Below are 25,562 nucleotides of genomic sequence, written 5' to 3' on the forward strand. Positions count from 1 at the left end.
TGGCGTGGTCGCTGGAGCGTCTCGACTTGCCATACGTACGCTGGGGTCATGAGCGACGAGACGGGTTCTGAAGAGCCGGGTACGACAGCACAGCAGTGGCTGGCGGGCTTTGCCGAGGCGATCGGAGCACCTGCGCCCGGCCTCGAAGTCACCGAAGCACTCCTGAACCTCGCTGGTGTCGCAGCGCACGATTCGGAGCGGATCGCTGCACCGATTGCCTGCTGGATGGCGGGCGTGGCCGCTGTCGAGCCTGCTGAGGCGCTCGAACGTGCCCGTCTGTATGCCGCCGGTCGACCTCGCTGAACTGGCCTCGCTCAGCCAAACCGTGGATCGGGCGAACTCACTGGGCTCCGAGCCCGTCGTAGGCTGCGTCCGATGAGCGATCACCAGTTCGGGTTCCGCACACGCGCCCTGCACGCGGGCGGCCGTCCCGATCCAGCCACAGGAGCCCGCGCGGTTCCCGTCTACCAGTCCACGAGCTTTGTGTTCGAGGACACTGCCGACGCTGCAGATCTGTTTGCCCTCCAGAAATACGGCACGATCTACACCCGCATCTCGAACCCCACCGTCAATGCGTTCGAGGAACGGATCGCAAGTCTCGAAGGCGCCATCGGGGCCGTCGCCGCCGCATCGGGAATGTCCGCGGAGTTCCTTACCGCAGCGGCGCTGTGCGAGTCCGGGGACAACCTGGTCACCTCGTCGGCGCTCTACGGCGGCACCCACACGATGTTCGACGTGACGCTGGGACGCTTCGGAATCGAGGCTCGATTCGTCGATGGCGACAGCGTCGATGCGTACGCCGCCGCCATCGATGACCGCACCAAATTCTGTTACACGGAGATCGTCGGCAACCCGTCGGGATCCATTCCTGATCTGGCTGCGATCGCCGGGGTTGCGCACGCCCATGGCCTTCCCCTGGTGGTCGACTCCACGTTTGCCACGCCGTACCTGTGCAGGCCCATGGAGCACGGGGCCGACATCGTGCTGCATTCGGCGACGAAGTTCATCGGCGGGCACGGCAACTCGATCGGCGGAGTGGTGAGCGAATCAGGCCGCTTTGACTGGGGCAGCGGGCGGTTCCCCAACATGACCGAACCGGTGGCGAGCTACAACGATCTGCGCTTCTGGGAGAACTTCGGCGAGTACGCCTTCTGCACGAAGCTGCGGGTCGAGCAGCTTCGTGACATCGGCGCTGCCATGTCACCGCTTAATGCATTCCTGTTGCTGCAGGGTCTCGAGACGCTGCCCCAGCGCATGGACGAGCACGTCGCCAACGCGCAGGCCGTTGCCGAGCACCTCGAAGCCCACCCCGCCGTGAGCTGGATCAGCTACTCGGGCCTGGCGTCCTCCCCCTACTGGGAACTTGCACGCAAGTACATGCCCCAGGGACCCGGCGCCATCTTCACCTTCGGCGTGAAGGGCGGGCGCCAAGCAGGTGCCGACTTCATCGAGGCATTGCAGATGGTCAGCCACCTGGCGAACGTCGGCGATGCACGCACGCTGGTCATCCATCCAGCCTCCACTACACATCAGCAACTGTCCGAAGAAGCACTGGCAGCCGGAGGCGTCGGCGCCGACATGATCCGGCTGTCGATCGGCCTCGAAGACCTCGACGACATCCTCTGGGATCTGGACCAAGCCCTCGCGAAGGCGGTGCCCGCATGACGATTGTCCATGAGCCGGTCGAGGGCTGGACCGAGCCCAGCGCTGCCGAGCGGCTGGCGCTCATCGGGCGCACCGGCACCGTGGCGATGGTCGGCGTTTCGGCGAATCCGGCACGGCCGTCGAACTTCGTCGCGACCTACCTGCTCAGCTCCAGCACCGACTTTGACATGTATTTCGTCAACCCGGTGGCCGATGAGATCTTGGGCAAGCCGTGTTACCCGAGCCTTGCCGACCTGCCGGTGGTGCCCGATCTCGTCGACGTGTTCCGCCGGCCGGCTGATCTGCCAGGTGTGGCGGCCGAGACTGTCGAGATCGGCGCCAAGGCCTTCTGGGTGCAGCTCGGCCTGTGGAGCTCGGAGGCCGCCAAGCTGGCCCATGACGCGGGTCTCGACGTCGTGATGGACCGCTGTCTCAAGATCGAGCACGCCCGGTTTCACGGTGGCCTGCATCGCGCCGGCTTTGACACCGGCGTGGTGGACTCGCGCCGCGCTGTTCGCAGGGCCTAAAGGCGATGCGGGACGCCACCGGAGGCGTCGCTCGCAGGCCCCGCAGCTCACCTCGACACCGCTGGGCCCAACGCAGGTCGGCGCGGCGCTGGACCGCCGCGGCTGTCGCGGCGCTGCTGCTTGCAAGTGCCTGTGCCTCCCAGGAGGCCGGTGAACCAACGACCGCGACGACCGAGGTTGCCGAGAGCAGCACGAGCACTTCTCAGCCGGCAACAGGCACCCCGGGTGAAGAGGCGGATTCGGCAACTGCAGCGACGACAACCACCGAGGCCGGGCCAGTGCCGCTGACGTTCGAGGGAAACGTTGCCGCGCCGGAATTCCCAGCCGGTTACGACTGGTTCAACGTCAGCAGGCCGCTGTCGATGAGCGGCGATTTGCGTGGCAAGATCGTCATCCTCGATTTCTGGACCCAGGGCTGCATCAACTGCATCCACATCATCCCCGACCTCCATCGACTTGAGCGCGAGCACCCCGACGAGATCGTCGTTGTCGCCGTGCACTGGGCGAAGTTCGACACCGAGCGCACGTCCGAGGCTGTGCGCGAGGCATCGATCCGGTACGGCCGCCAGCACCCCATCGTGAACGACAACTTGGAGCTGCTGCGGACTGCCTACGGCGTGAACGCCTGGCCGACCGTGGCAGTCGTCGACCCTACGGGCAAGGTGGTCGGCACGGTCGCCGGCGAAGGGGTCTACGACCGTCTGAAACCGGTCATCGCCACGATGGCCGCCGAGTATGGCCACAACGGGCTGATCGACCCCACTCCGCTCGGCGAACTGCTCAACATCACTCCCGCGTTGCCGACAGTGCTCAGCTTCCCTGGCAAGGTGCTTGCCGATGAAGCGGGTGACCGGCTCTTCATCGCCGACACAGGACGCCACAGGATCCTCGTAGCGAAGCTTGACGGCGAGCTCATCGATGTGATCGGCACAGGGGGAGAAGGCCGAGCCGACGGCGGGTTCGCCGCGGCCACGTTCCGAAGGCCGCAGGGCATGGCCCTGGATGCCGACCGCAGCACGCTCTACATCGCGGACCGTGAGAACCATCTCATCCGGGCTGCCGACTTGGGTACTCGCCAGGTGACCACGGTGGCCGGGACCGGTGAACCCGTCACCGCCTTTGGGCCCGGCCCCGCAACCGCAACGGCCATAGCGTCGCCATGGGACCTGCATCTGCGAGGCGATCTTCTGTACATCGCTGGTGCTGGACGCCACCAGATCTGGTTGCTCAACTTGACGCGGGGCGCACTCGACTTCTTCGCCGGCACCGGGGCTGAAGGTCTCGACGACGGCTACCGGCTGACGGCCACCCTCTCGCAGCCATCAGGGCTGGCTTCGGACGAGGCCTCGCTCTACTTCACCGATCCCGAAGCAAGCGCGGTGAGGGAGGTCTCATTCGGCCCAGAAGGCCAGCTCGACACACTTGTTGGCCGACACCTCTTTGTGTGGGGGGACGAGGTCGGGAGCTTTGAAGAGACGCTCCTGCAGCACGCCATCGGCATCGAGTACGTCGGCGACGCTCCCGGGCAGGGCCTGCTCTATGTCGCAGACACGTACAACCATCGCATCAAGGTGCTGGACCTCGACACGATGACTTCGACAGTCGTCGCGGGCGACGGGACGGCAGGGCTGCGGGACGGCAGCGGGACCCAAACCCAACTGGCCGAGCCGAGCGGTCTCAGCGCTACCTCGGACACGCTGTACGTGGCCGATACCAACAACCACCGCATACGAATGCTCGATCTTGCGACGGGAGAGTTGACCACCTTGGCGCTGTCGAACCTGGAGATCGCCACGGTGACGGCCACCGGCGTGATCGACGACGAGGTAGTGCTGTTGCCACAGCGAGTCGCGCCAGGGCCCATCGAGATCGTGCTCGAACTCACGGTGCCCGAGGGCTACAAGTTCAATGTCGAGGGACTGTTCGAGTTCGAATGGTCACCAGACGACACTGCGTTGGTCCATCCGCAAGGGAGTGCTCGCTACGAGGCCCGGGGTCCGGAGATGCCTGTGCGGCTCGCCGCCACAGTAGAAGCAGACTCGGGTACAGCCGTGCTCAGCGCCACCGCTGTCGTGTTCTACTGCCCGGCTGAGGACGAGACGTTCTGCCTTATCCGCGATGTGAACTTCACCGCACCGATCGACGTGGATCCCGACGGCGCCAGCAGTGTCGAGTTGCCGCATCAGCTGCTGTCGGCCGAGGAGCTGGATCAACGCCTGTCGTCGCAATGACGCGTTGCGGCATCAGCGCGCCGGGCCAACCGCTGCCCGCATCTCGGCGGCAGCCGCCATCACGTTCGGTGCGGGCAGCGCTCGGCCTCGCAGTGCTGGTCAGCGTGGTCAGTTGGCTGACTGCGCCGCCGGGTGCCGCAGCGCAGTCCAGCAGCGATTCCGAATTGCCGCCGCTGGTCACGGTGGCGCCCGAACAGGAGATCCCTGGGTCAGACGGGGCGCCAGCGGCGTCCCGGATCGTGTCAGTGCTGCGGGGACCGGGCGGCGTGGGCTACTGGGTGATCGACGCCGACGGCTCGATCGAGCCCATCGGCACCACCATCCTGCCGATTGTCGGGGATCAGCCCCCGATCCATACCCATGTCGTCGGTGCGCGCCTCGGTGCGCCCGGGGCGCTTGGCGTGTGGTTGCAGCTCGCTGACAACAGCGAGGTAGCGGTCGGCGATCCGGGACCGACCGTGCTCACCGGTGAGGAACGACCGTTGGGTTGGCTCTCGGGTGTCGGGGTTCGCCAGCTGCTCTCGGGGGCGTGGTGGACCGATGTCGATCAATGGTGCACAGCAGAGCTGTCGCTGCCGGTCCGGGTCGGACAGACGATCATGACGGCGCTGGGTGAGCGCTCGCTTGGTTTCGCCGTCGAAGAAGCACGTGACCGTCGCATCGGCGGCATCCTGCTCCAGGGCCCTGTCACCGAGCATGTCTGGCGCCGTATTGCCGAGCTGCAGGACTTCGCTGACCGTATCCCGCTGATCTTCGCCGTCGACGAGGAGGGCGGCCGAGTGCAACGACTCGCCGGCGTAGTGGGTCGGTTGCCCTCAGCGGCTGCGCAGACCGGCAAGTCCCCGGCTGAGGTAACCGACCAGGCGGCCAGTCACGCCCGCAAGATGGCAGCGCTGGGCTTCACCATGAATTTTGCACCGGTCATCGATGTCGGCGCCGGGGAAGGCATCGGGGATCGGTCATTCGGCAACGATCCCGCCACGGTCACCGACTATGGCATGGCCACCGTCGAAGGCCTCAGTGCCGGGGGAGTGGTTCCCGTCGTGAAGCACTTCCCAGGTCACGGCGGGGCGACTGCGGACACTCACGAGGAACTCGCATCCACCGCGCCGCTCTCTGAGCTGCGCCAGCGCGACCTGATTCCCTTCGCAGCCGTCGTCGGGGCAACAGATGCGGCTGTCATGGTGGGACATCTCAACGTCCCCGGACTGACCGGCGGGATGCCGGCGTCCCTGTCGCCAGCGGCGATCAACGGCCTGCTGCGCGACGAGCTGGGTCATAGCGGGCTGGTCGTGACCGACTCGCTGGTCATGGGCGCAATCCGCAGCCAGTGGTCGGTGAGCGAAGCTGCACTGCTGGCGATCACCGCCGGCGCAGATCTTGCGCTTGTCGGCGATCTTGAGGATGCTGCCGCCGCATTTTCCGAGATCGAGGCGGCGGTCGCCGAGGGCCGACTCAGCCTCGAGCGTCTCGATGATGCAGCTACCAACGTGCTGCGTGCAAAGGGCGTTTTTGCATGCACGTTGGTCGGTCGCGACGGTCTTGGCAGGCCGGTGCTGTACGATCCGACACTCGTCGGCCGGTAATCTGTCGACCAAGCGGGTCCCATAATGCGTTGATCCCGTCTCGTGCATATCTAGTATGAGCTAGATGCATGCAGTTGGCGCGAACACGGCGGCACGAGCAGCGACCATTTTCGCTCTCATCGGTGGGCTCGCCGGGCTTGCCTACTGGGGCCTGGGGGCCACGGGATTCCTGGACAGCCATGAGCGCGACGCCATCGTTCGAGCCGGAGCGCCAGCGGAGGCCGGTGGCCCGCAGGCGGCCCTAGGTGGCTCTGTTGGCGAGCCCGCGGCGGTACTGCCAGCAGAACTGCCGGTGCTCGAACCGGTCGATCCCGCAACCGTGCCCGAAGTGCGGGCGAAGTCCGCCGCAGCGCCGCTTGTGACACCCGAAGCGGAACTCGCCGACGAGGTGTTCGCAGCAGCCGAGAAGGATTCGCCGCCGGGGCCACTAGAGCCGGCACCGGGCCAGATGTACACGTGGCAGGACGGTGATCGCACCCTCGAGGTGTGGCTCGATTCGAGCCTTGTCGTCCAATCCGACGGCGATGGCATCACCCGGCAGGACATCGTCGTCGGCACCGGCAGCGGCGTCGAGGGGCGCGGCGAGGCCACCGAATCCGTTGAGCCGAAGGGCGGTCCGGTGTTCTGGTCGTCGTCGGGCGAGCTGATGGCGCTGCCGGGCGGTGTTCTGCTCGCGCTCAATCCGATCTGGGACTACGAGACCGTCGATGCGTTCTTCGAGCGCAACGGGATCGGCTACAGCAGCGTGACCGAATTGGACTACATCGACAATGGCTATTTTGTCGAGACCGAGCCGGGCTTCCCGTCGCTGAATCTGGCCAATTCGCTTGCGACCCAGGACGGCGTGGTGCTGTCGAGCCCGAATTGGTGGACCGAGCTCGTCACCAGGTGATCAGCATCCAGAGACTGGCGCCTCGTTCGGGAGCTGAGCGCCTGGGTCGGTCGGCGCTGGTGGTGTTCCTGCTCGCAGGAACGCTCGCGTTGCCGGTGCTGACGGGCGATGACGCGCTGGCGCAGACGCCGCCCGCCGCACCCACGATCACCGCGGTGGGTCCCGGTGATGAGGCACTCACCGTCGCGTGGAGCGCCCCGGCTGGTGTCACCGGCATCAGTTCCTATGACATCCGCCTTATTGATTCGAGTTCGAGCGCAGCGGACAAAGCCGACGATGCCAACTGGACTGTGCTCGACCCTGCGTGGGAAGCGGGCAGCCTGCGCGTCATCGTGACCGGCCTTGTCAACGACACGTCCTACGACATCCAGGTTCGTGCAGTGACGACCAGCGAAGGCGACTGGTCGAGCACCGAGACAGCAACGCCGACCGATCCGAGTTCGTCCCGTGAGAATGCGACTGCCATCGTGAACGAGTTGCCGGTACGCGGCGTACTCGATTCGAGCAGCGACTACGACTGGTTCCAGTTCTCGATCAGCGATGAGCGGGAGTACTTCATTCTGACCACAGGCGACACCGACACCTACGGGACGCTCTATCGCGGCAGCACCATCGTCCCCATTGCTTTCAACGACGATTCGAACCTCACGAGCGGGCCGCTGAACTTCAAGCTCGACGGCAAGCTGTCCGCCGGTACGTACTACCTCGAGGTCACCGGTGTCGGCGACGCCACCGGCGACTACACGCTGTACCTGCAAACCTTCGCCGATACCACCAGCTTGAGCGATGCGGAAAACATCGAACTCGACAGCGTCTCGGCGGCGGTCATGCACAGTACCGGGGCGACCAGTTTCATCGAGCCGGGCGATGTCGACTTCTTCAAGCTCGAACTGGCAACCGCGACCACGATCACCGCACGTGCAAGCGGCTTTGTCGCCGACACCGTCGGGGCGATCCTCGACGCCGACGGCAACGTCGTCGCTTCCAACGACGACGCATGGCTCGAGCCGAATCGCGGGCAATTCGCACTCAGGGCGGCACTGGCCGCGGGCACGTACTACATCCGCGTCGAGCCGTTTCGGTACGACGCGGCCGGGTTGTACTACCTGTACGTTTACGGGTCGCCCGAGCCCGGCAATTCCAGGTCGACAGCGGCCGAGATCGGCATCAGCACGACTGCCGGCGGGACAGTCGACTCGGCCAGCGACTATTTCACGTTCACGCTCCACAGGTCGACGCGGGTAGCCCTCGTCGGTGCAGGCGAGGCGCCCATGGAGGCCACTGTGCTGAACTCGGCCGGCCAGGCGCTGAGCGTCAACAGCTACCAGGTAGCCCTCGGAGGCTCCTCGGGGACTATCTACACGTTCGCGATCTTCGGCACGCTCGAGGCCGGTACGTACTACCTCGAGGTCGACGGCGACCAGCCGGGCGACACCGGGGAGTACCTGGTGCTGCTGCGCCCCGACGCAGGCTACGAACGACTGGCGGACATCTGCTCGGAGGCTCGCACCTCGACCCCTGCTGACATTGCCGACCCGCTGTATGGGTGCCAGTGGCACCTCGACAACGACGGACAGTTCGGCGGCACGGCGGGCGAAGACATCAACATCGACGATGCCGTGCTCGGCAGCGTCTGGGACATCGCCACGGGCTCGGGGATCAACGTGAAGGTCGTCGACGCAGGCCTCGACTATCTGCACGAGGACTTGCTCGACAACGTCGACACAGACAAGAACCACAGCTACCGATCCATACAAGACGTGTTCGCCGACAAGAGTGGTCATGGCACTGCGGTGGCCGGAGTCATCGCAGCGCGTGACGACAGCGGCGGCGTACGTGGCGTCGCGCCGCGCGCAACGATCTACGGGTATGACCTGCTGGGCGCATACAGCAGGTTCAAAGCGGCCGATGCGGTGGCGCGGGACCGCCAGACCACATCGGTGTCCAACCACAGCTACGGGGTACCGGACAGCCCTCGTGCGAGCCGGGCCACTCGGCTCTGGGAGATGGCGATCGATGCAGGCGTGACCGAGGGGGACGACGGCAAGGGCGTCGTCTACGTGTGGGCCGCGGGCAATGGCGACGACAACGGCGACTACGCCTCGCTGGAGGAGGCTGTCACGTACCACGGCGTGATCGCAGCATGTGCCGTCGATCACCAAGGCGAACGGTCCCGCTATTCCGAGCGGGGTCCGAACCTGTGGGTGTGCGCGCCGTCGGACAGCATTCCCAAGCGCCACCCGGGCATCACGACGACGCGGCCCTACGGCCGTTACCGGGACTCCTTCGGCGGCACCAGCGCCGCAGCGCCGATCGTGTCGGGTGTTGCCGCTTTGGTCCGAGAGGCCAATCGGACGCTGACGTGGCGCGACGTGAAGCTGATTCTCGCTGCGTCAGCCCGCAAGAACGACCCGACCGATTCAGGTTGGGAGGCCGGTGCCCGCAAGTACGGCTCGGCGGCGTCGGATTGCAGCACCGCCGGTGACTGCTACAGCTTCAACCACCAGTACGGCTTCGGCGTGGTGGATGCCTCGGCCGCCGTGACGCTGGCCCAGAACTGGATCAACGTGGCCGACATGCTCACCGCGACCGCCGCCGACGCAACGCGCCGGAGAATTGCCAGCACGAACGGCACCGCTACCGGCACTGTGGATCTCGGCGGCGATGTGGACTTCGTGGAGTTCGTCGAGATCAACATCGATTTCAATGCATCGCGCTTCCGTGACCTGAACATCGATTTGGTGTCGCCGTCGGGCGCGACATCGGTGCTGACGGAGCCGAATTCGGCAGACTGCCAAGGAACGGCGACCTGCTCGCTGACGGGTGCGTTCCGGTTCGGCTCAGCACGGCATTTGGGCGAGGATCCTCGCGGCACATGGACGCTGACTGTGTCCGACCGGGTTCCCGGCGGCTTGGTCAACGTCGTGCGTTCGTGGGACTTGAAGGTGTACGGCCACCGCCAGTCGCCCGGCCCGGTGCCGCTGCGGTACGTGCAGCCCGGGTCGGGTTCGCTCACCGTCGCCTGGGACGAGCCTGACGACACCGGCGCGTCGGACATCGCCAGCTACGACATACGCCATATTCTCAGCGACGCCGCAGACCGTTCCGATGGCAATTGGACGGTCATCACCGGAATGGACAACGCCTCCAGCCGCAGTCACACGATCTCGAACCTGACCGATGGCGTGCGCATCGACGTGCAGGTGCGGGCGGTCGGCGGTCGTGCCGGCGCTTGGTCGGCCACGGCGTCGGGAACGCCCGGCACATCCAACAGCCAGCCGTTCTTCATCGACGGCGAGAGCACTGCTCGCAAGATCGACGAGAACATCGGCTCGGGCGCCGAGGTCGATGCGGCGATCGCGGCTTCCGATGCCGAAAGCGACTCGTCAAGCGAACCGTTGACCTACAGCCTCGGCGGTGCCGACGCGGCCTCGTTCGTGCTCGACAGTTCAACGGGGCAGCTCACGACGGCGTTTGACCCGGATTTCGAGAGCCGCGAGACCTACACCGTCACGGTCTCGGTCACTGACGGCAAGGCTGACGACGGCACGGCGGACATGGCCATCGACGACACCGTCACGGTGACGGTCGAGGTCATCGACACCAACGAGCCGCCCGTCATCGAGGGCCCCGACGCCATCGAGGTTGCCGAGGGCACGCAGACGAACATCGGCAGCTACACGTTGACCGACCCCGAGGGCGTGGACGTCAGATTCGGCCTCGAAGGGCCCGACGAAGGGGAGTTCTTCATCAGCCCAGCGTCGACGTACCTCAATGGGCTTGCGCCGATCGGCTTCCTGCAGGATCCAGACCACGTCAGGCCCGACTTTGAGGATCCTCTCGATGAGGATGGCGACAACGTCTACGAGATCCAGATCGTGGTCTCCGACGGGCTCCACAGGGCCACCTTCGATGTAATGGTGACCGTTACCGATGTGAACGAGCAGCCGACGCTCACCGCTGACAGCGGCGAGATGGCGGCGGTGGATGAGAACGGCATCGCGACTGGCCTGTCGTTCAGTGTGGATGACCCGGAGGGCGACAGCATCGGGTGGACCCTGTCGGGTGCGGACCGGCTCGATTTCGACGTCTTCGGCGGGGTGTTGACGTTCAAGGACCCGCCGGATTTCGAGATGCCGACCGATCGGCGCAGCACTTCGCCATCGGACCGGGGCGGCAACAACATCTACAACGTCAATGTCGAGGCTTCCGACGGCGCCAATTTGGTGTCGCTGCCGGTTGTCGTGGAGGTTCGGGGGGTGAACGAGCCTCCCGTGATCAGCGGGCTGTCGGCCAGGAATTATCCCGAGAACAGCACCGGCGTCGTCGCCGATTACCGCGCGAACGACCCGGAGGAGCACGAACGGGTGTCGTGGTCGTTGTCGGGCGCGGATCGGGGGTTCTTCGAGGTCAGCTCGGGCGGGGTGCTGCGGTTCGCCCAGTCGGCTAGCCCGCCTGATCACGAGGCGGCGCGCGGCTACACGTATCGGGTCACGGTCGAGGCATCGGACGGCAACGACGCCCTGGGCAACCCTGACACGTCGGTCGATGACACGTTCGATGTGACGGTCACGGTCACGAATGTCGACGAACCGCCGGTGATCACCTCGGGTCCTGTCGGTGGGTCCATCTCGGAGGGCGACAGCGGCACATTCATCTATATGGCTGAAGACCCAGAGGGCGACCTCGTGAGCTGGGCGCTGGAGGGCCCTGACGGGGACGATTTTAGGATCGGGTCCACCGCCAGGATCGGGTCCATCCACACCGCAGTCGTGGAGTTCGACCCGCCGCCGGATTTCGAGGCGCCGGTCGATTCGGGGCGGAACAATTCTTATGTGGTGACCGTGGTGGCTACTGCTGGGTCGAAGGAAGCTGAGCGGGACTTGACCGTGTCGGTGACCAACGTGGACGAGCCCGGCGAGCTGGAGCTTGCCGATTCCTCTTCCTCGCGGCCCCAAGTCGGAACTCCACTGTCGGTGCAGTTGACGGATCCCGACGGCGCTGTGAGCGACAGCACGTGGATGTGGGAACGCTCGGAGTCTCGGTCGTTGTGGGCGGTCATCAGCGGCGCTGTTTCCTCGTCGTACACCCCGGTCGTTGCCGATGTGGGGCTCTATTTGCGAGTATCGGTGTCCTATCGCGACCCCGAGGGCCCGCCGGTCGGGCAGAACCCCGATAAGCAGGCGGGTTTCGGGTTCCCCGAAGTCGTGCTCGCTGCCCCGGCCAGCAATGTGGCGCCGGTATTCCCCGACACGGGAACGATCACCCGGGAGGTCCCGGAGAACTCTCCAGCGAGGACCCTCATCGGGGCGCGGGTGGCGGCGACCGATTCCGACGTTGCCGATCAGGGGTACCTGACGTATTCGCTGCGACCTGTCGTCGACGCACGGTTCGACATCGACCCGGGTTCAGGTCAGCTGCTGACCCGAGAAGGCGTGGCGTTGGACCACGAGACGGGGTCGTCGTATGTGGTGGTGGTGACTGTTCGTGACCCTTCGGGCGAGACCGACACCCAGCAAGTGGAGATCTCGGTGACCGACGTGAACGAGGCGCCGGTGATCTCAGGATCCAAGACGCACGGGTATGACGAGGACAGCACCGATGCTGTCGCTACGTACACAGCGGACGACCCCGAAGACGAGGCTGTCACGTGGCGCCTGGAGGGTGAAGATGCGGGCCGCCTCCGGATCGACGAGGACTCTGGTGTGCTGAGTTTCAGGCCGGGCAGTCAGCCGGACTACGAAATGCCGGGTGATGACGACGGGGACCGCGGCTATGAGGTCGTGGTCGTGGCCGAGGACGAGCGGCAGTTGAGCGCCCAATACCGGGTGACGGTGTGGGTGATCGATGTGGACGAGGCGCCGGTGGTCAGTTGCCGAAGCAGTGGGTGCGTCCGCGACATCCAAAGCGGCCAGACGAGCATCTTGTGGCAGGAGGGGCCCGGCGGAGTTGTCGGCGAGTTCTTGGGGGTCGATCCTGAGGGCGTGGCGGTCACGTGGTCGCTGGAAGGAGCGGACAGTGGGGACTTCGACATCGACGATCTCGGCAGACTCCGCTTCGTCGAGCCGCCTGATTATGAGCAGCCTGCCGATTCGAATGGCCGCAACGACTATGCGGTGATCGTGCGAGCGTTCGACGGCGCTAACGACGACCCAGACGACGGCACCTTGGCGGTGACGGTGACGGTCACCGACGTCGATGAGCCCGGGACGCTCTGGCTGTTGGATCGGCTGCCCGTTGTGGGCTCGACGCTGATAGCGGTCCTGTCGGAGCCTGACGGCGGGGAGTCGGGCCATGTATGGAGCTGGTGGCGTTCTATGAACCGGCACGATGAGAACAGTTGGGAGCTCATCGGCGGGGCGACGACGTCGACCTACAGTCCCGTCGCTGCCGATGCGGGCCATTGGCTGCGGGTGCGTGTCGCGTACAAGGACGTCCACAGCTCTGACGACCCGACTCTGGCGCCTGACAAGGTGCTAGAGGAGGTATCGATCAACTCAGTGCCGGTGCCGCCAAGGCTCGCAGGCTCGGGTGATCCCGGCGGTACGAGTGGCAGCGGCGGTGGTTCCGGCTCGGGAGGTGGCAGCAGCGCCTCCGGCGGCAGCAGCGCCTCCGGCAGCAGCGGCGTCGGCGGTGGTGGTGGCGATTTTGATGTGGGTGTTGCGATGTTTGTGGTGGCCAATGGGTGGAGTGCGGCTGATGTGGGGGTGGCGTCGGTGCTCGCGGCGCGTTCTTCTGGCGCGGTGGTGGTCTATACCGCGGGTGACGAGCTGTCCGAACAGACGCGGGTGCTGTTGCGCGAGACGCTGCCTGCCGAAGTGGTCATCGTGGGCGGCAACGCTGCGGTGTCGCGTGATGTCCGCACCCAGATCCGCGCCGCATCACCCGATTCGGACATCTCGCGCGTCTCGGGGGCGGATCGCGCCGACACGGCGGCGGGTACGGCGCGTCGCATTTTGGGCACGCCCACAGCAGCGGGCCGGGTGACACTGGTGGTGGCCAACGGCTGGTCGCCGCCCGACATCGGCGCGGCTGCGGCGCTGGCTGCGCGCAGCGGCCGTTCGGCGGTGATCTACACCGAGGACGCCGCGCTGCCCGAAGCGTCGGCGGCGCTGCTGCGCGACTACCAGGTCGCGCGAGTGATCCTGATCGGGGGCGTCGGGGCGATTGCACCGAGCGTGCACGACGCGATCGCAACAGCGGCCAGCGGCGCCAGCGTGTCGCGTCTGACCGGCGACGACCGCATCGACACTGCCGCGCAGGCCGCACGGCGGGTGCTGGCCAACCCAGCTGCAGCCCCCGACGGGGTGTCTTTGGTGATCGCGAACGGCTGGTCCGCACCCGATGTCGGGGTCGCCGCAGCGTTGGCAGCCGCGACGGAGAATGCTGCGGTTGCCTACACCGAACCGCGGGCGCTGTCCGACGCGACCGCAGCGCTGATCCGCGACTACCGGCCCGGCCGGGTCATCATCGTGGGCGGCCGCGCAGCAGTCGCCGACGACGTGCGGACCGCGATCACCGAGACTGCGCCCGACGGTGCCGACGTGCGGCGCATCACCGGCAGCACCCGCACCGACACCGCCGCCCGCGCCGCACGCCGCATCCTCGCAAGTCTCTGAGCACAGGACTACTGCGCTGACCATGTTCAACCATTCCCTGCGGAGGACTCCTCGCTGATGACTTACAACACGCCTGCCGGCAACACCCACGCCGCGGACATCTACAGGGCACGCAGTGCCGTGCAGCGCAGGCGGCTGCTCATGGTCGGTGTCTCGGCACTGACGCTCGCGTTCACCGCCGCGGCGGCGATTGGCTTGGCAACAGTCGCTTCCGCGCAGTCCACGGGCTGCTCAGGCTCCGCCGCTGTCTCGCACACCACCACCGACACCGGACTCATTGCCGATTGCAATGCCCTGCTCGCTGCGAAGCCGGACCTATTGGGCGACAGCTCAACCACGCTGAACTGGAGCACTTCACTCTCCATGGCAGCCTGGCACGGCGTGGGGCTGAACGACAGCTCTACCCGCGTCGCTGCGCTGTGGCTCGGGGACTACGGCCTGCAAGGTGAGATTCCGACTGAGCTCGGCAACCTCACCAGCCTCACGCAGCTCTACCTGGACAGCAATCAGTTGTCGGGGTCGATCCCGTCCGGGCTCGGCGGCCTCACCAGTCTCACGATTCTCGACCTGCACAGCAACGAGTTGTCGGGTCCGATTCCGTCCGGGCTCGGGAACCTCGCCAGCCTCACCGAGCTCTACCTGGACAGCAATGAGTTGTCGGATCCGATCCCGTCCGGGCTCGGGAACCTCGCCAGCCTCACCGAGCTCTACCTGGACAGCAATCAGTTGTCGGGGTCGATCCCGACTGAGCTGGGCAACCTCGCCAGCCTCACGATCCTCGACTTGCACAGCAACGAGTTGTCGGGTCCGATCCCGACTGAGCTGGGCAACCTCGCCAGCCTCACGATCCTCGACTTGCACAGCAACGAGTTGTCGGGGTCGATCCCGACTGAGCTGGGCAACCTCGCCAGCCTCACGATCCTCGACTTGCACAGCAACGAGTTGTCGGGTCCGATCCCGACTGAGCTGGGCAACCTCGCCGGCCTCACGATCCTCGACCTCTACAACAATGAGTTGTCGGGGTCGATCCCGACTGAGCTGGGCAACCTCGCCAGCCTCACGATCCTCGACTTGCACAGCAATCAGTTGTCCGGCTGCATTCCGCTTCCGTTGACGGATCTGCTGGATGGGCAGGATCTGGGTCTGAGCGCGTGCGACGACACGTCGGTCCCGGTGATCGATCCAGACGGCGGCACCAACGGCGACGAGGGTGACGGTGGTGGTTCCGACTCGGGAGGTGATTCCGGTGGCGGTGCCTCTGGCGGCAGCGGCGGCGGTGGCAGCAGTGGCGGTGGTGGCGGAGGCGGCGGTGATTTTGATGTTGGCGTCGCGACGTTTGTGGTGGCCAACGGGTGGAGTCCTGCTGATGTGGGGGTGGCGTCGGTGCTGGCGGCGCGTTCTGATAGCGCGGTGGTGGTCTACACCGCTGGCGACGGGCTGTCCGAGGAGACGCGGCTGCTGCTGCGGGAGGCGTTGCCTGCTGAGGTGGTCATCGTGGGCGGCAACGCGGCGGTGTCGCGTGAGGTGCGCACCCAGATCCGCGCCGCGTCGTCAGAGTCGGGGATCTCGCGTGTGTCGGGCGAGGACCGCGCCGACACCGCAGCAGGAACCGCACGACGCATCCTGGGCGCACCCGCAGCAGCGGGCCGGATCACGCTGGTCGTGGCCAACGGCTGGTCCCCGCCAGACATCGGCGCGGCGGCGGCGCTGGCTGCGCGCAGCGGCCGCTCGGCGGTGCTCTATACCGAGGCGGGCAGGCTGCCCGCACCATCAGCAGCGGTGCTGGGTGACTATGAGGTCGCGCGAGTGATCCTGCTCGGCGGAACTGGCGCAATCAGCCAGGACACCCAGAACGCCATCGCCGCAGCGGCGGGCGACGATGCGAGCATCTCGCGGCTGACCGGCGACGACCGCATCGACACAGCCGCGCAGGCAGCGCGGCGCGTGCTGGGCAACCCCGCCGCAGCCCCCGACGGCGTCACCTTGGTGATCGCCAACGGCTGGTCCGCGCCCGATGTCGGCGTCGCCGCAGCATTGGCGGCCGCCACCGACAACGCCGCAGTCGCCTACACCGCACAGGGAGCGCTGCCCGACCCGACCGCAGCATTGATCCGCGACTACCGGCCCACCCAGGTCATCATCGTGGGCGGCCGCGCAGCCATCGCCGACGACGTACGAGCCGCGATCACCCAGACCGCCCCCGACAGCGCCGACATCCGGCGCATCACCGGCCACACCCGCACCGACACCGCCGCCCGCGCCGCACGACGCATCCTCGCCAACCTCTGACAATCCGCCGTTGCTTCCAGTTGGCTCCCGCATAGACAGGACCGGGCCGATTCGGGTGCACCGTCACCCCGGTTTCTTGTCATTCGGGTGTGCTCACGACAATCCCTAAGAGGCAGCACGGATAGGTGGCGTCTCGGAAAGTTGCTCACGCCTTCTTTGCGCAATTTTGCCGTCTGTGGCGGCATTTCTGCGCAAAGTCCAGGCCGCCGGGGCTGCCGGGCATCGCCGCCTATCCGCTGAGGCCCTATGCCGACTTCACGATTTCGAATGAATTGATGCAATGGAAGCATTGTGAAGCACCGCAAATGGATGCTTCGCACCGAATCACCGTTACTACCTTGGTGTCTCGGACGGTGGTGGGCTCAAGACCCATCCATGCGGGGGCAACGTTGAGCTGCGTCAGGGGCCAAGAGAGCGAGTCGGCGACACCTGTAGCGTCGTAGTCCCGTGCAGGCAACTACGACTGCAACACCCTTGGTGCGGATTACAGCCGCTGCCATGGCGGTGCTCGCGATCGCCGCTGCTGTGTACTGGCGTTCACAGGTGATGTCCTCGTCGAGCGAGGCCACGACTGAAGTCGTCATAAGCGCCGGCGCGCCACTTCCCAACGACGCTGCTCAAGCAATCCCAGCCGACCTGCCTGCGGCGCCGGCGCGTGCGTACTCGGCTGAACTGCCGCCACTCGAGTCCGTGGCATCCGCCGCAGCGTTCAGCGCGACGGCGGGCCCGAAGGACGACATTGGACCGGCCGAGGTGGAGTCGAGCGGCGCCGGCGCCGGGCCCAAGACGCCCGCACCACAGCTCCCCGATCCCACGCTCGGCGATACCTACACATGGCACGACGGCGATCGCACCCTGCAGGTGCGGCTGGACCCGAATCTCACGGTGCAGTCGGACGGCGACGGCATTTCCCGGGACGACATCGTTGCGGACACCGGTGTCGGTGTGGTTGCGCGAGGTGCTGCCAGCGAGGACGCGCGCTCCAAGGGCGATCCGGTGTTCTGGTCTGAGTCGGGCGAGCTGATGGCGCTGCCGGGCGGTGCGGTGCTGGTGCTCGACCCGAGTTGGGACTATTCGGCGGTCGACGCCTTCTTCGGGCGCAACGGGATCGACACGGGCCGCCTGACCGAACTCGACTTTGTGACGAACGGCTACTTCATCGAGACCGAACCGGGCTTGCCGTCGCTCGACCTGGCCAATTCGCTTGCCGGCCAGGACGGCGTGGAGCTGTCGAGCCCTAATTGGTGGATCGAGCGCGTCACCAAGTGAAGACACCAGCACGGCGCCCCTCTCGTTCAGCGATAGCCCGGCTGGGGCGATCAGCGCTGGTCGTGTGCCTGGGGGCGGGGATGCTCTCATTGCCGGGGCTCGGGCACGGCCTCGCCGCAGCCCAGACGCCCGCAGCGCCTTCGATCACTGCAGTGGCATCCGGCGATCAGGCTCTGACGGTGGCCTGGGGCCACCCCGACGGTGTCACTGTCGCCGACATCACGGCCTATGACCTGCGCTACATCTCCACCAGCGCGAGCGACACCGACAAAGCCGACGACTCCAAGTGGATCGTCCTCGACAATGCATGGTCGACTGGGGCACTGCGTGTCATCGTGAGCCCGCTCACCAATGGCACCTCCTACGACGTGCAGGTGCGCGCTGTGACCTCGAGCGACGGGGCGTGGGCGACGAGCGTGGCAGGGACGCCGGGGGATCCGGGTTCGTCACGCGGGACAGCGACGGCAATCGTGAACGAGCTGCCGGTGCGGGGCGTGCTCGACTCCGCCAGCGACGTGGACTACTTCCGGTTCCCGGTCAGCGGCACTCGTGAGTACTTCATCCTGACGACGGGCACCACCGACACCCACGGCAAGCTGTATCGCAGCAGCGGCAGCCTCATCGACAGCAACGACGACTCGAACCTCTCCAGCGGCCCGGAGAACTTCAAGCTCGACGGCAAGCTGACCGGCGGCACCTACTACATCGAGGTCACCGGTTACGGCGGCGCCACGGGTGCCTACACGCTGCACCTGCAAACCGCCGCCGACACGACCGGCCTGCGCGATGCGACCGACATCGAGCTCGGCAGCGTCACCAGGGCGGTCCTGCACGACACCGGGGCGAGGTCCCTGCTCGACGACGGCGACATCGACTACTTCAAGTTCGAACTGGCAGCCGAGACCACGATCACTGCACGTGCCAGCGGCTTCGTGGCCGACACCTACGGCGCAATTCTGAACGCCGACGGCTCCATCGTCGCGACGAACGACGACGCGTACTTGGAGCCGACTCGCCGCCAATTCGCCCTGCGCGAGACGCTCGCCGCGGGCACCTACTACATCAGGGTCGAGCCGTTCTTCGGCGACGATTACGGCCTGTACTACCTGTTCGTCTACGAATCGCCGGAACCGGGCAGCTCTCGGGCGACAGCACACGAAATCGACATCAGTCAGACCGCCGGCGGCGAGATCAGCCCGGCAGGCGACGCTGACTATTTCGAGTTCACGCTCGACGAGTCCACGCGCATGGCGCTGGTCGGGTCCAGCCGTGACCTCGATATCGAGGTAGCGCTGCAGAACTCATTCGGTGCCGATCTCAATGTGAACAGCTACAGCATCTCGATCGGGTCAATCGACACCTTCGCCATCTACGACACGCTGGCGGCTGGCACCTACTACCTGCAGGTGCAGGCCGACCAGGCGAGCGACACAGGCACCTATCTCGTGCTCCTGCGACCCGACAACGCCTTTGGACGGTTGACGGAAACCTGCCCCGCGGCACCGGCCGGCATTGACGACACGTTCTACGGGTGCCAATGGCACCTGAACAACACCGGACAGTTCGGGGGCACGGCCAACGAGGACATCAACCTCGGCACGGTGTGGAACACCCACAAGGGCACCGGCATCAACGTCGCCGTCGTGGACCAAGGCTTGGACTACTTCCACGAGGATCTGGAGACCAACGTCGACAGGGCCAAGAATCACAGCTATCGCCGCGTCGATGACGTCTTCGGCGAACGGTCGAGCCACGGCACCGCGGTGGCGGGCCTCATCGCAGCGCGCGACAACAGCATCGGCATGCGCGGCGTGGCACCCCGAGCGACCATCTACGCCTACGACCTGCTCAGTGCATTCAGCTCGTTCAACGCTGCCAGGGCTGCGTCGCAGGGACGCGTCACGACGTCGATTTCCAACAACAGCTGGGGACCCACAGAAGGTCCGCGGGCTTCCCGTGCGGGACGGCTGTGGGAACGCGCGATCGACGCCGGCGTGACCGAGGGATCCGGCGGAAATGGCGTCGTCTACGTCTGGTCAGCCGGCAACGGCGACGACGACGGCGACTGGGCCTCGCTGGACGAGGTCGCCAACTACTACGGCGTCACTGCGGTCTGCGCCGTGGACAATGACGGCAAGCGCTCGGACTACTCCGAGCAAGGGCCGAACCTGTGGGTCTGCGCGCCCTCCGACAGCACGGAGAAGGTGTACCCGGGCATCGCGACCACCTGGCGCTACAGCCGCTACACCGACCGCTTCGGCGGCACGAGCTCGGCTGCTCCTATCGTGTCCGGCGTCGCTGCGCTTGTCCGAGAAGTCGATTCCACGCTGTCGTGGCGCGATGTCAAGCTGATCCTGGCGGCATCGGCCCGCACGAACGACGACACCGACACGGGCTGGGGAACAGGCGCATCAAAGTACGGAACGACAGGCACCTACAGCTTCAATCACCAGTACGGCTTCGGCGTGGTGGATGCCTCGGCTGCGGTGGCACTTGCCGGGAGCTGGTCCAAGGTGCCCGCGATGCGCACTGCGACGGCGTCGTACGCCTCAGCGCGCAGCATCCCCGACACCCGCCGCGCCGTCACGAGCACTGTCCGCCTCGAAGGCGGGGTGGACTTCACCGAGTTCGTGGAGGTCAATGTCGACTTCAACGCGCCGAGTTTCCGCAATCTGGAGATCAAGCTGGAATCCCCGTCGGGCGCAACCTCGGTGCTGACGGTCCAGAACTCGACTGACTGCACCTCCAATCGCCCATGCCCGCTCACCGGCGTGTTCAGGTTCGGCTCGGCCAGGCACCTCGGCGAGGACCCCCGCGGCACCTGGACGTTGCGCGTCACCGACAAGGCGCGAGGCGGCGCCAGCAACACCGTGAACTCGTGGGACATGAAGGTGTACGGCCACCGCCAGTCTCCCGATGCCGTATCGCTGAGCTACGTGCAGCCCGGCTCCGGCTCGCTGACGGTGGCGTGGGAGGAGCCCGACTTCACGGGTGCTTCGGCGATCACCGGTTACGAGGTGCGGCACATTCGCAGCGATGCTTCCGACAAGTCGGACGCTCGGTGGTCCTCTGACATGAGTTCATGCACCGCCAGCAGCTGCATACATGTCCTGGACGGCTCGGAGGTGAGCGACGGGATCCGGCGCGACGTGCAGGTCCGAGCGCTGACCGGCGTGGCCGACCGGAAGGGCGACTGGTCGGTGACCGCACGAGGAACGCCAGGCGCAGCCAACAGCGAGCCGTTCTTTGCCGACGGCGAGCGCACCACGCGCTCGATCGCAGAGAACTCCGGTGCGGGTGCAGCGGTCGGCTCAACCGTGCAAGCGCGTGACGCAGAGAACGACACGTTCACCTACACCCTGGGCGGGACCGACGCGGGCTTGTTTGCGATCGACTCGGCGGGGCAGATCACAACCGCGTTCGATCCCGACTACGAGGATCGCTCCACCTACACCGTCACAGTGTCGGTCGCTGACACCAAGACAGACGACGGCACGGTTGACACAGCGGTCGACGACACCATCACCGTGACCGTCGAGGTCATCGATACCGACGAGCCCCCGAAGCTGGTGCACTGCACGGAGCCAGGGGTCTGCGTCGACTTAGCAAGCCCGCACCAGATCGACTACCCCGAGGGCAACTACGCGGTGATCTTCGACTACGACGTCGACGACCCTGACACCGACATCGTCGAACTCGACCTGGTGGGCACCGATGCTGCGGAGTTCGACATGGACAGCCTGGGCAGGCTCTATTTCGACGGTGTCCCCGACTACGAAGCGCCCACCGACAGCGGTCGCAACAACGTGTATGACCTGATCCTCGAAGTGTTCGACGGCACGACCACCGTCGAGTTCGAGATCGAGGTAACGGTCACCGACCAGAACGAGAAGCCGACGCTGACCGGCGACGCCATGGCCGCGGTCGACGAGAACAGCACCTCGACGGGGTTGTTCTTCAGCGCCGACGATCCTGAGAACGACAGCATCACGTGGACGCTTTCGGGCGATGACCGGCTCGACTTCGAGATCGCCGGGGGTTCCTTGAGGTTCAAGGATCCGCCGAACTATGAAATGCCCGACGACCGCGACCGCGACAACAAGTACCAGGTCGATGTCGAGGCCTCCGATGGCGAAAACGCCGACGTCGTCTCGGTGGAGGTCGAGGTGCAGGACGTGAACGAGCGACCGGACATCACCGGTCCATCCACCAGGAATTTCGCTGAGAACACCACAGGAAGCGTTGCGGATTACGAGGCGAACGACCCTGAAGACAGGGAGCGCGTCACCTGGACGCTTTCGGGCAGCGACCATCTCGACTTTGAAATCGACCGCAACGGAGTCCTCAGATTCATGGACCCACCGGATCACGAGGCCCAGAGCGGGTATCGCGTCACTGTGGAAGCTTCCGACGGCAAAGACGCTCAGGGCAATGCTGATGCGGCAGTCGATGACAGGTTCGACGTCTCGGTCACGGTCACCGATGTCGATGAAGCGCCGATGATCACTTTGGGTCCGACCAGCGAGAGCGTTGTCGAAGGTCACGCGGGTCAGGTGACCAGGTTCGAGGCAGAAGATTCCGAAGGCGAGGATGTGATCTGGACGCTGGTTGGAACCGACCGTGAGGATCTGAGCATCGGGCGCTCTACGGGCGTCGTCACCTTCGCAGCCATGCCGGATTTCGAGGCTCCGGTGGATTCGGGGCGCAACAACTCCTATGTGGTGACCGTGCAGGCCTCCGACGGCCGGCTGACAGCAGCCCAGTCGCTGACGGTGAACGTGACCAACGTGGCTGAAGACGGCACCGTGACGTTCTCGACCACCCAGCCTCAGGACGGAACTCGATTCATTGCGACGCTCAGCGATCCCGACGGCGGTATTTCGGGCACCACATGGACCTGGGAACGCCGTCACAAGGACCAGTCGAGTTGGGAGTCGATCACCGGAGCGACGTCGGGAACAACATCGTCCTGGCATATGCCGGCCGTCAGCGACGAGGATTATTTCCTCCGAGCGACAGCGTCGTATACGGATCGCGAAAGCAGAAGGCAGCAAACACAGCAGCAAAGGTCGGCACAAGCCGAATCGGCCAATCCGGTCCGTCTCAACCCCAACACGAATCATCCGCCGGAGTTCCCGGACTCGGGGGTGATCACCCGGGAAGTTCCGGAGAACTCGCTGGCAGGCATCGACATCGGAGCACCGGTGGTGGCCACCGATCCTGACCCCGACGACCGAGCCCATCTGCGGTACTCACTGCGGCCCGCCGATGCAGCACTGTTCGACATCGACTCGGAGACGGGTCAGATGCAAACCAAGGACGGCGTGGCGCTGGATCACGAGCGCAAGTCGTCGTACCAGATGATCGTCACTGCGAGGGATCCTTCGGGCTTGACAGCAACCCAGCGGGTGACCATCGCCGTCGAAGACGTGGACGAGGCGCCGACGGTTACGGGGCCGCTGGTGCCGAGCTATGCCGAGACCCGCACCGACGCGGTCGCGACATACACGGCACGCGACCCCGAGGGCGAGGACGTCACCTGGTCGCTTGGGGGACTCGACCGGACCGATTTCGAGATCGACGAGGATTCGGGCGTGCTGAGCTTCAGGAACCAGCCGGATTTCGATACTGCATTCGACAACGACTACGAGATCACCGTCCGTGCCGACGACGGCACCCAGTCGGAGTTCGGAACGCTCGACGTGACGGTCCGGGTCACCGGCGTGAACGAGCCGCCGGTGGTGAACGGCCAGACGACCGTCACGTGGCAGGAGACCCAGCAAGGGGAGGTCGACCTCTACTCGGCGGTCGATCCGGAGGGTGTGGTGGTCACATGGTCGCTCGCGGGGGCCGACCGTGGCGATTTCGAGATCGACGACTCCGGCGAGTTGAAGTTCGCCTCACCGCCCGACTACGAGCAACCCGCCGATTCGAACCGCCGCAATGACTACGAAGTCACCGTGCGTGCCTTCGATGGCACCCACTACGGCACGCTTGGGGTGACGGTGACGGTCGAGAACGAAGACGAGCTCGGGATGTTGGAGCTCTCGGCGACGTTGCCTGGGGTGGGCTCGACGCTACGAGCGGTCCTGACTGAGCCCGATGTCCCGGTGACCGATCACGAGTGGATGTGGTGGCGTTCCGATGACCGGAACGACCCGAGCAGGTGGGAGCTGATCGACAGCGCCGTGTCGTCGAGCTACCGGCCTGTCGCTGACGATCTGGGCTACTGGCTGAGAGTCCGAGTGAAGTATGCCGACGCATTCAACTCCCAGATTCTCTTTGCCGAATCGATCAACTCAGTGCAGGCAATGGCCGCCCCGACACGACCGGTCGGCCCGACTGGCCCGACTGGCCGGACCGGTCCAACTGGCCCCGGCGGCGGTGGGGGAGGCGGCGGCGGTGATTTTGATGTGGGCGTCGCGACGTTTGTGGTGGCGAATGGGTGGAGTCCTGCTGATGTGGGGGTGGCCTCGGTGATGGCGTCCCGAACCGATGGCGCGGTGGTGGTCTATACCGCGAGCGGCGAGCTACCCGAAGAAACGAGAGTGCTGCTGAGAGAGGCCTCGCCTGCAGAGGTGATCATCGTGGGCGGCACAGCGGCGGTGTCGCGCGATGTTCGCACCCAGATCCGCGCCGCATCACCCGATTCGGACATCTCGCGCGTCTCGGGGGCGGATCGTGCCGATACAGCAGCGGGCACGGCGCGTCGCATCCTGGGGGCGCCTTCGGGTGTTGGCCGGGTCACGCTGGTCGTGGCCAATGGCTGGTCGCCGCCTGATATCGGGGTCGCTGCGGCGCTGGCTGCGCGCAGCGGCCGCTCGGCGGTGATCTACACCGAGCGCGACAGGCTGCCCGAAGCGTCGGCGGCGCTGCTGCGCGACTACCAGGTTGCGCGGGTGATCCTCATCGGGGGCACTGCGGCGATCAGCGAGCAGGTGCACGACGAGATCGTCGCGGTGGCCAGCGGGGCCAGCGTTTCCCGTCTGACTGGCGCTGATCGCATCGACACTGCCGCGCAGGCAGCACGGCGTGTGCTGGGCAACCCCGCCGCGGCCCCCGACGGCGTCACCTTGGTGATCGCCAATGGCTGGTCCCCGCCCGATGTGGGCGTCGCGGCGGCTTTGGCAGCGGCTACTGAGAACTCTGCGGTCGCCTACACCAACCAAGGAACGCTGCCCGAAGCGGCCGCGACGCTGATACGGGACTACCGGCCCGGCCGGGTCATCATCGTGGGCGGTCGCGCAGCAGTCGCCAACGACGTGCGGTCAGCCATCACCGAAGCCGCGCCCAGTGGCGCCGACGTGCGGCGCATCACCGGCCGCACCCGCACCGACACCGCTGCCCGCGCCGCACGCCGCATCCTCGCCGACCTCTGAGACCCGACCGCGCCGCGGGCGACCACCGCCGGTGTCGATCTGGGGTCAGTTGGCGGTATTGGAAGGTGTCGTCGAATGTCCCCAGAGTTCATTGCATGAGTCATCTGCAGGGCTACCCTGCTCATA

Annotated in this window: 10 protein-coding genes; all 10 read left to right on the forward strand. The window is 66.0% G+C overall.

Annotated elements, in window-relative coordinates; genetic code table 11:
* The first annotated feature begins 48 nt into the window (after positions 1-48).
* The 10 genes from ACOCMM_RS10635 (at position 49) to ACOCMM_RS10680 (ending at position 25,436) form a co-directional block, all read left to right on the forward strand.
* Complete coding sequence (locus ACOCMM_RS10635) at positions 49-303, forward strand: DUF6457 domain-containing protein (protein ID WP_419553131.1); 255 nt, start codon at positions 49-51, stop codon at positions 301-303.
* A gap of 72 nt (positions 304-375) precedes the next feature.
* Positions 376-1,665 (forward strand): O-acetylhomoserine aminocarboxypropyltransferase/cysteine synthase family protein, encoded by a 1,290-nt coding sequence (locus tag ACOCMM_RS10640; RefSeq protein ID WP_419553132.1) that lies wholly within the window; start codon positions 376-378, stop codon positions 1,663-1,665.
* Positions 1,662-2,171 carry a CoA-binding protein gene (locus ACOCMM_RS10645; RefSeq protein ID WP_419553133.1) on the forward strand — a complete coding sequence of 170 codons (510 nt, stop codon included), beginning with the start codon at positions 1,662-1,664 and terminating at the stop codon, positions 2,169-2,171. The genes ACOCMM_RS10640 and ACOCMM_RS10645 overlap by 4 nt, the downstream gene beginning before the upstream one ends.
* Before the next feature lie 278 nt (positions 2,172-2,449).
* On the forward strand, positions 2,450-4,402 hold the full coding sequence (locus ACOCMM_RS10650) for a thioredoxin-like domain-containing protein (protein ID WP_419553134.1): 1,953 nt from the start codon (positions 2,450-2,452) through the stop codon (positions 4,400-4,402).
* 68 nt (positions 4,403-4,470) lie between these two features.
* The gene (locus ACOCMM_RS10655) at positions 4,471-5,988 is read left to right on the forward strand and encodes a glycoside hydrolase family 3 protein (RefSeq protein WP_419553135.1); all 1,518 of its coding nucleotides are present in this window, start codon (positions 4,471-4,473) and stop codon (positions 5,986-5,988) included.
* Positions 5,989-6,052: 64 nt separating this feature from the next.
* A complete protein-coding gene (locus ACOCMM_RS10660) occupies positions 6,053-6,880 on the forward strand; it encodes a hypothetical protein (RefSeq protein ID WP_419553136.1) in 828 nt (275 codons plus the stop codon).
* Positions 6,877-14,499, forward strand: a complete 7,623-nt coding sequence (locus ACOCMM_RS10665) for a S8 family serine peptidase (protein WP_419553137.1) — start codon at positions 6,877-6,879, stop codon at positions 14,497-14,499. The genes ACOCMM_RS10660 and ACOCMM_RS10665 overlap by 4 nt, the downstream gene beginning before the upstream one ends.
* Positions 14,500-14,556: 57 nt before the next feature.
* Positions 14,557-16,788 carry a cell wall-binding repeat-containing protein gene (locus ACOCMM_RS10670; RefSeq protein ID WP_419553138.1) on the forward strand — a complete coding sequence of 744 codons (2,232 nt, stop codon included), beginning with the start codon at positions 14,557-14,559 and terminating at the stop codon, positions 16,786-16,788.
* Between the two features lie 498 nt (positions 16,789-17,286).
* The gene (locus ACOCMM_RS10675) at positions 17,287-18,057 is read left to right on the forward strand and encodes a hypothetical protein (RefSeq protein WP_419553139.1); all 771 of its coding nucleotides are present in this window, start codon (positions 17,287-17,289) and stop codon (positions 18,055-18,057) included.
* Between the two features lie 80 nt (positions 18,058-18,137).
* Positions 18,138-25,436, forward strand: coding sequence for a S8 family serine peptidase (locus tag ACOCMM_RS10680; RefSeq protein ID WP_419553140.1), 7,299 nt, complete (start codon positions 18,138-18,140; stop codon positions 25,434-25,436).
* Positions 25,437-25,562: the final 126 nt, after the last annotated feature.

The sequence above is a fragment of the Candidatus Poriferisodalis sp. genome (genome assembly GCF_965198245.1).
Classification (GTDB): Bacteria; Actinomycetota; Acidimicrobiia; order Acidimicrobiales; family Poriferisodalaceae; genus Poriferisodalis.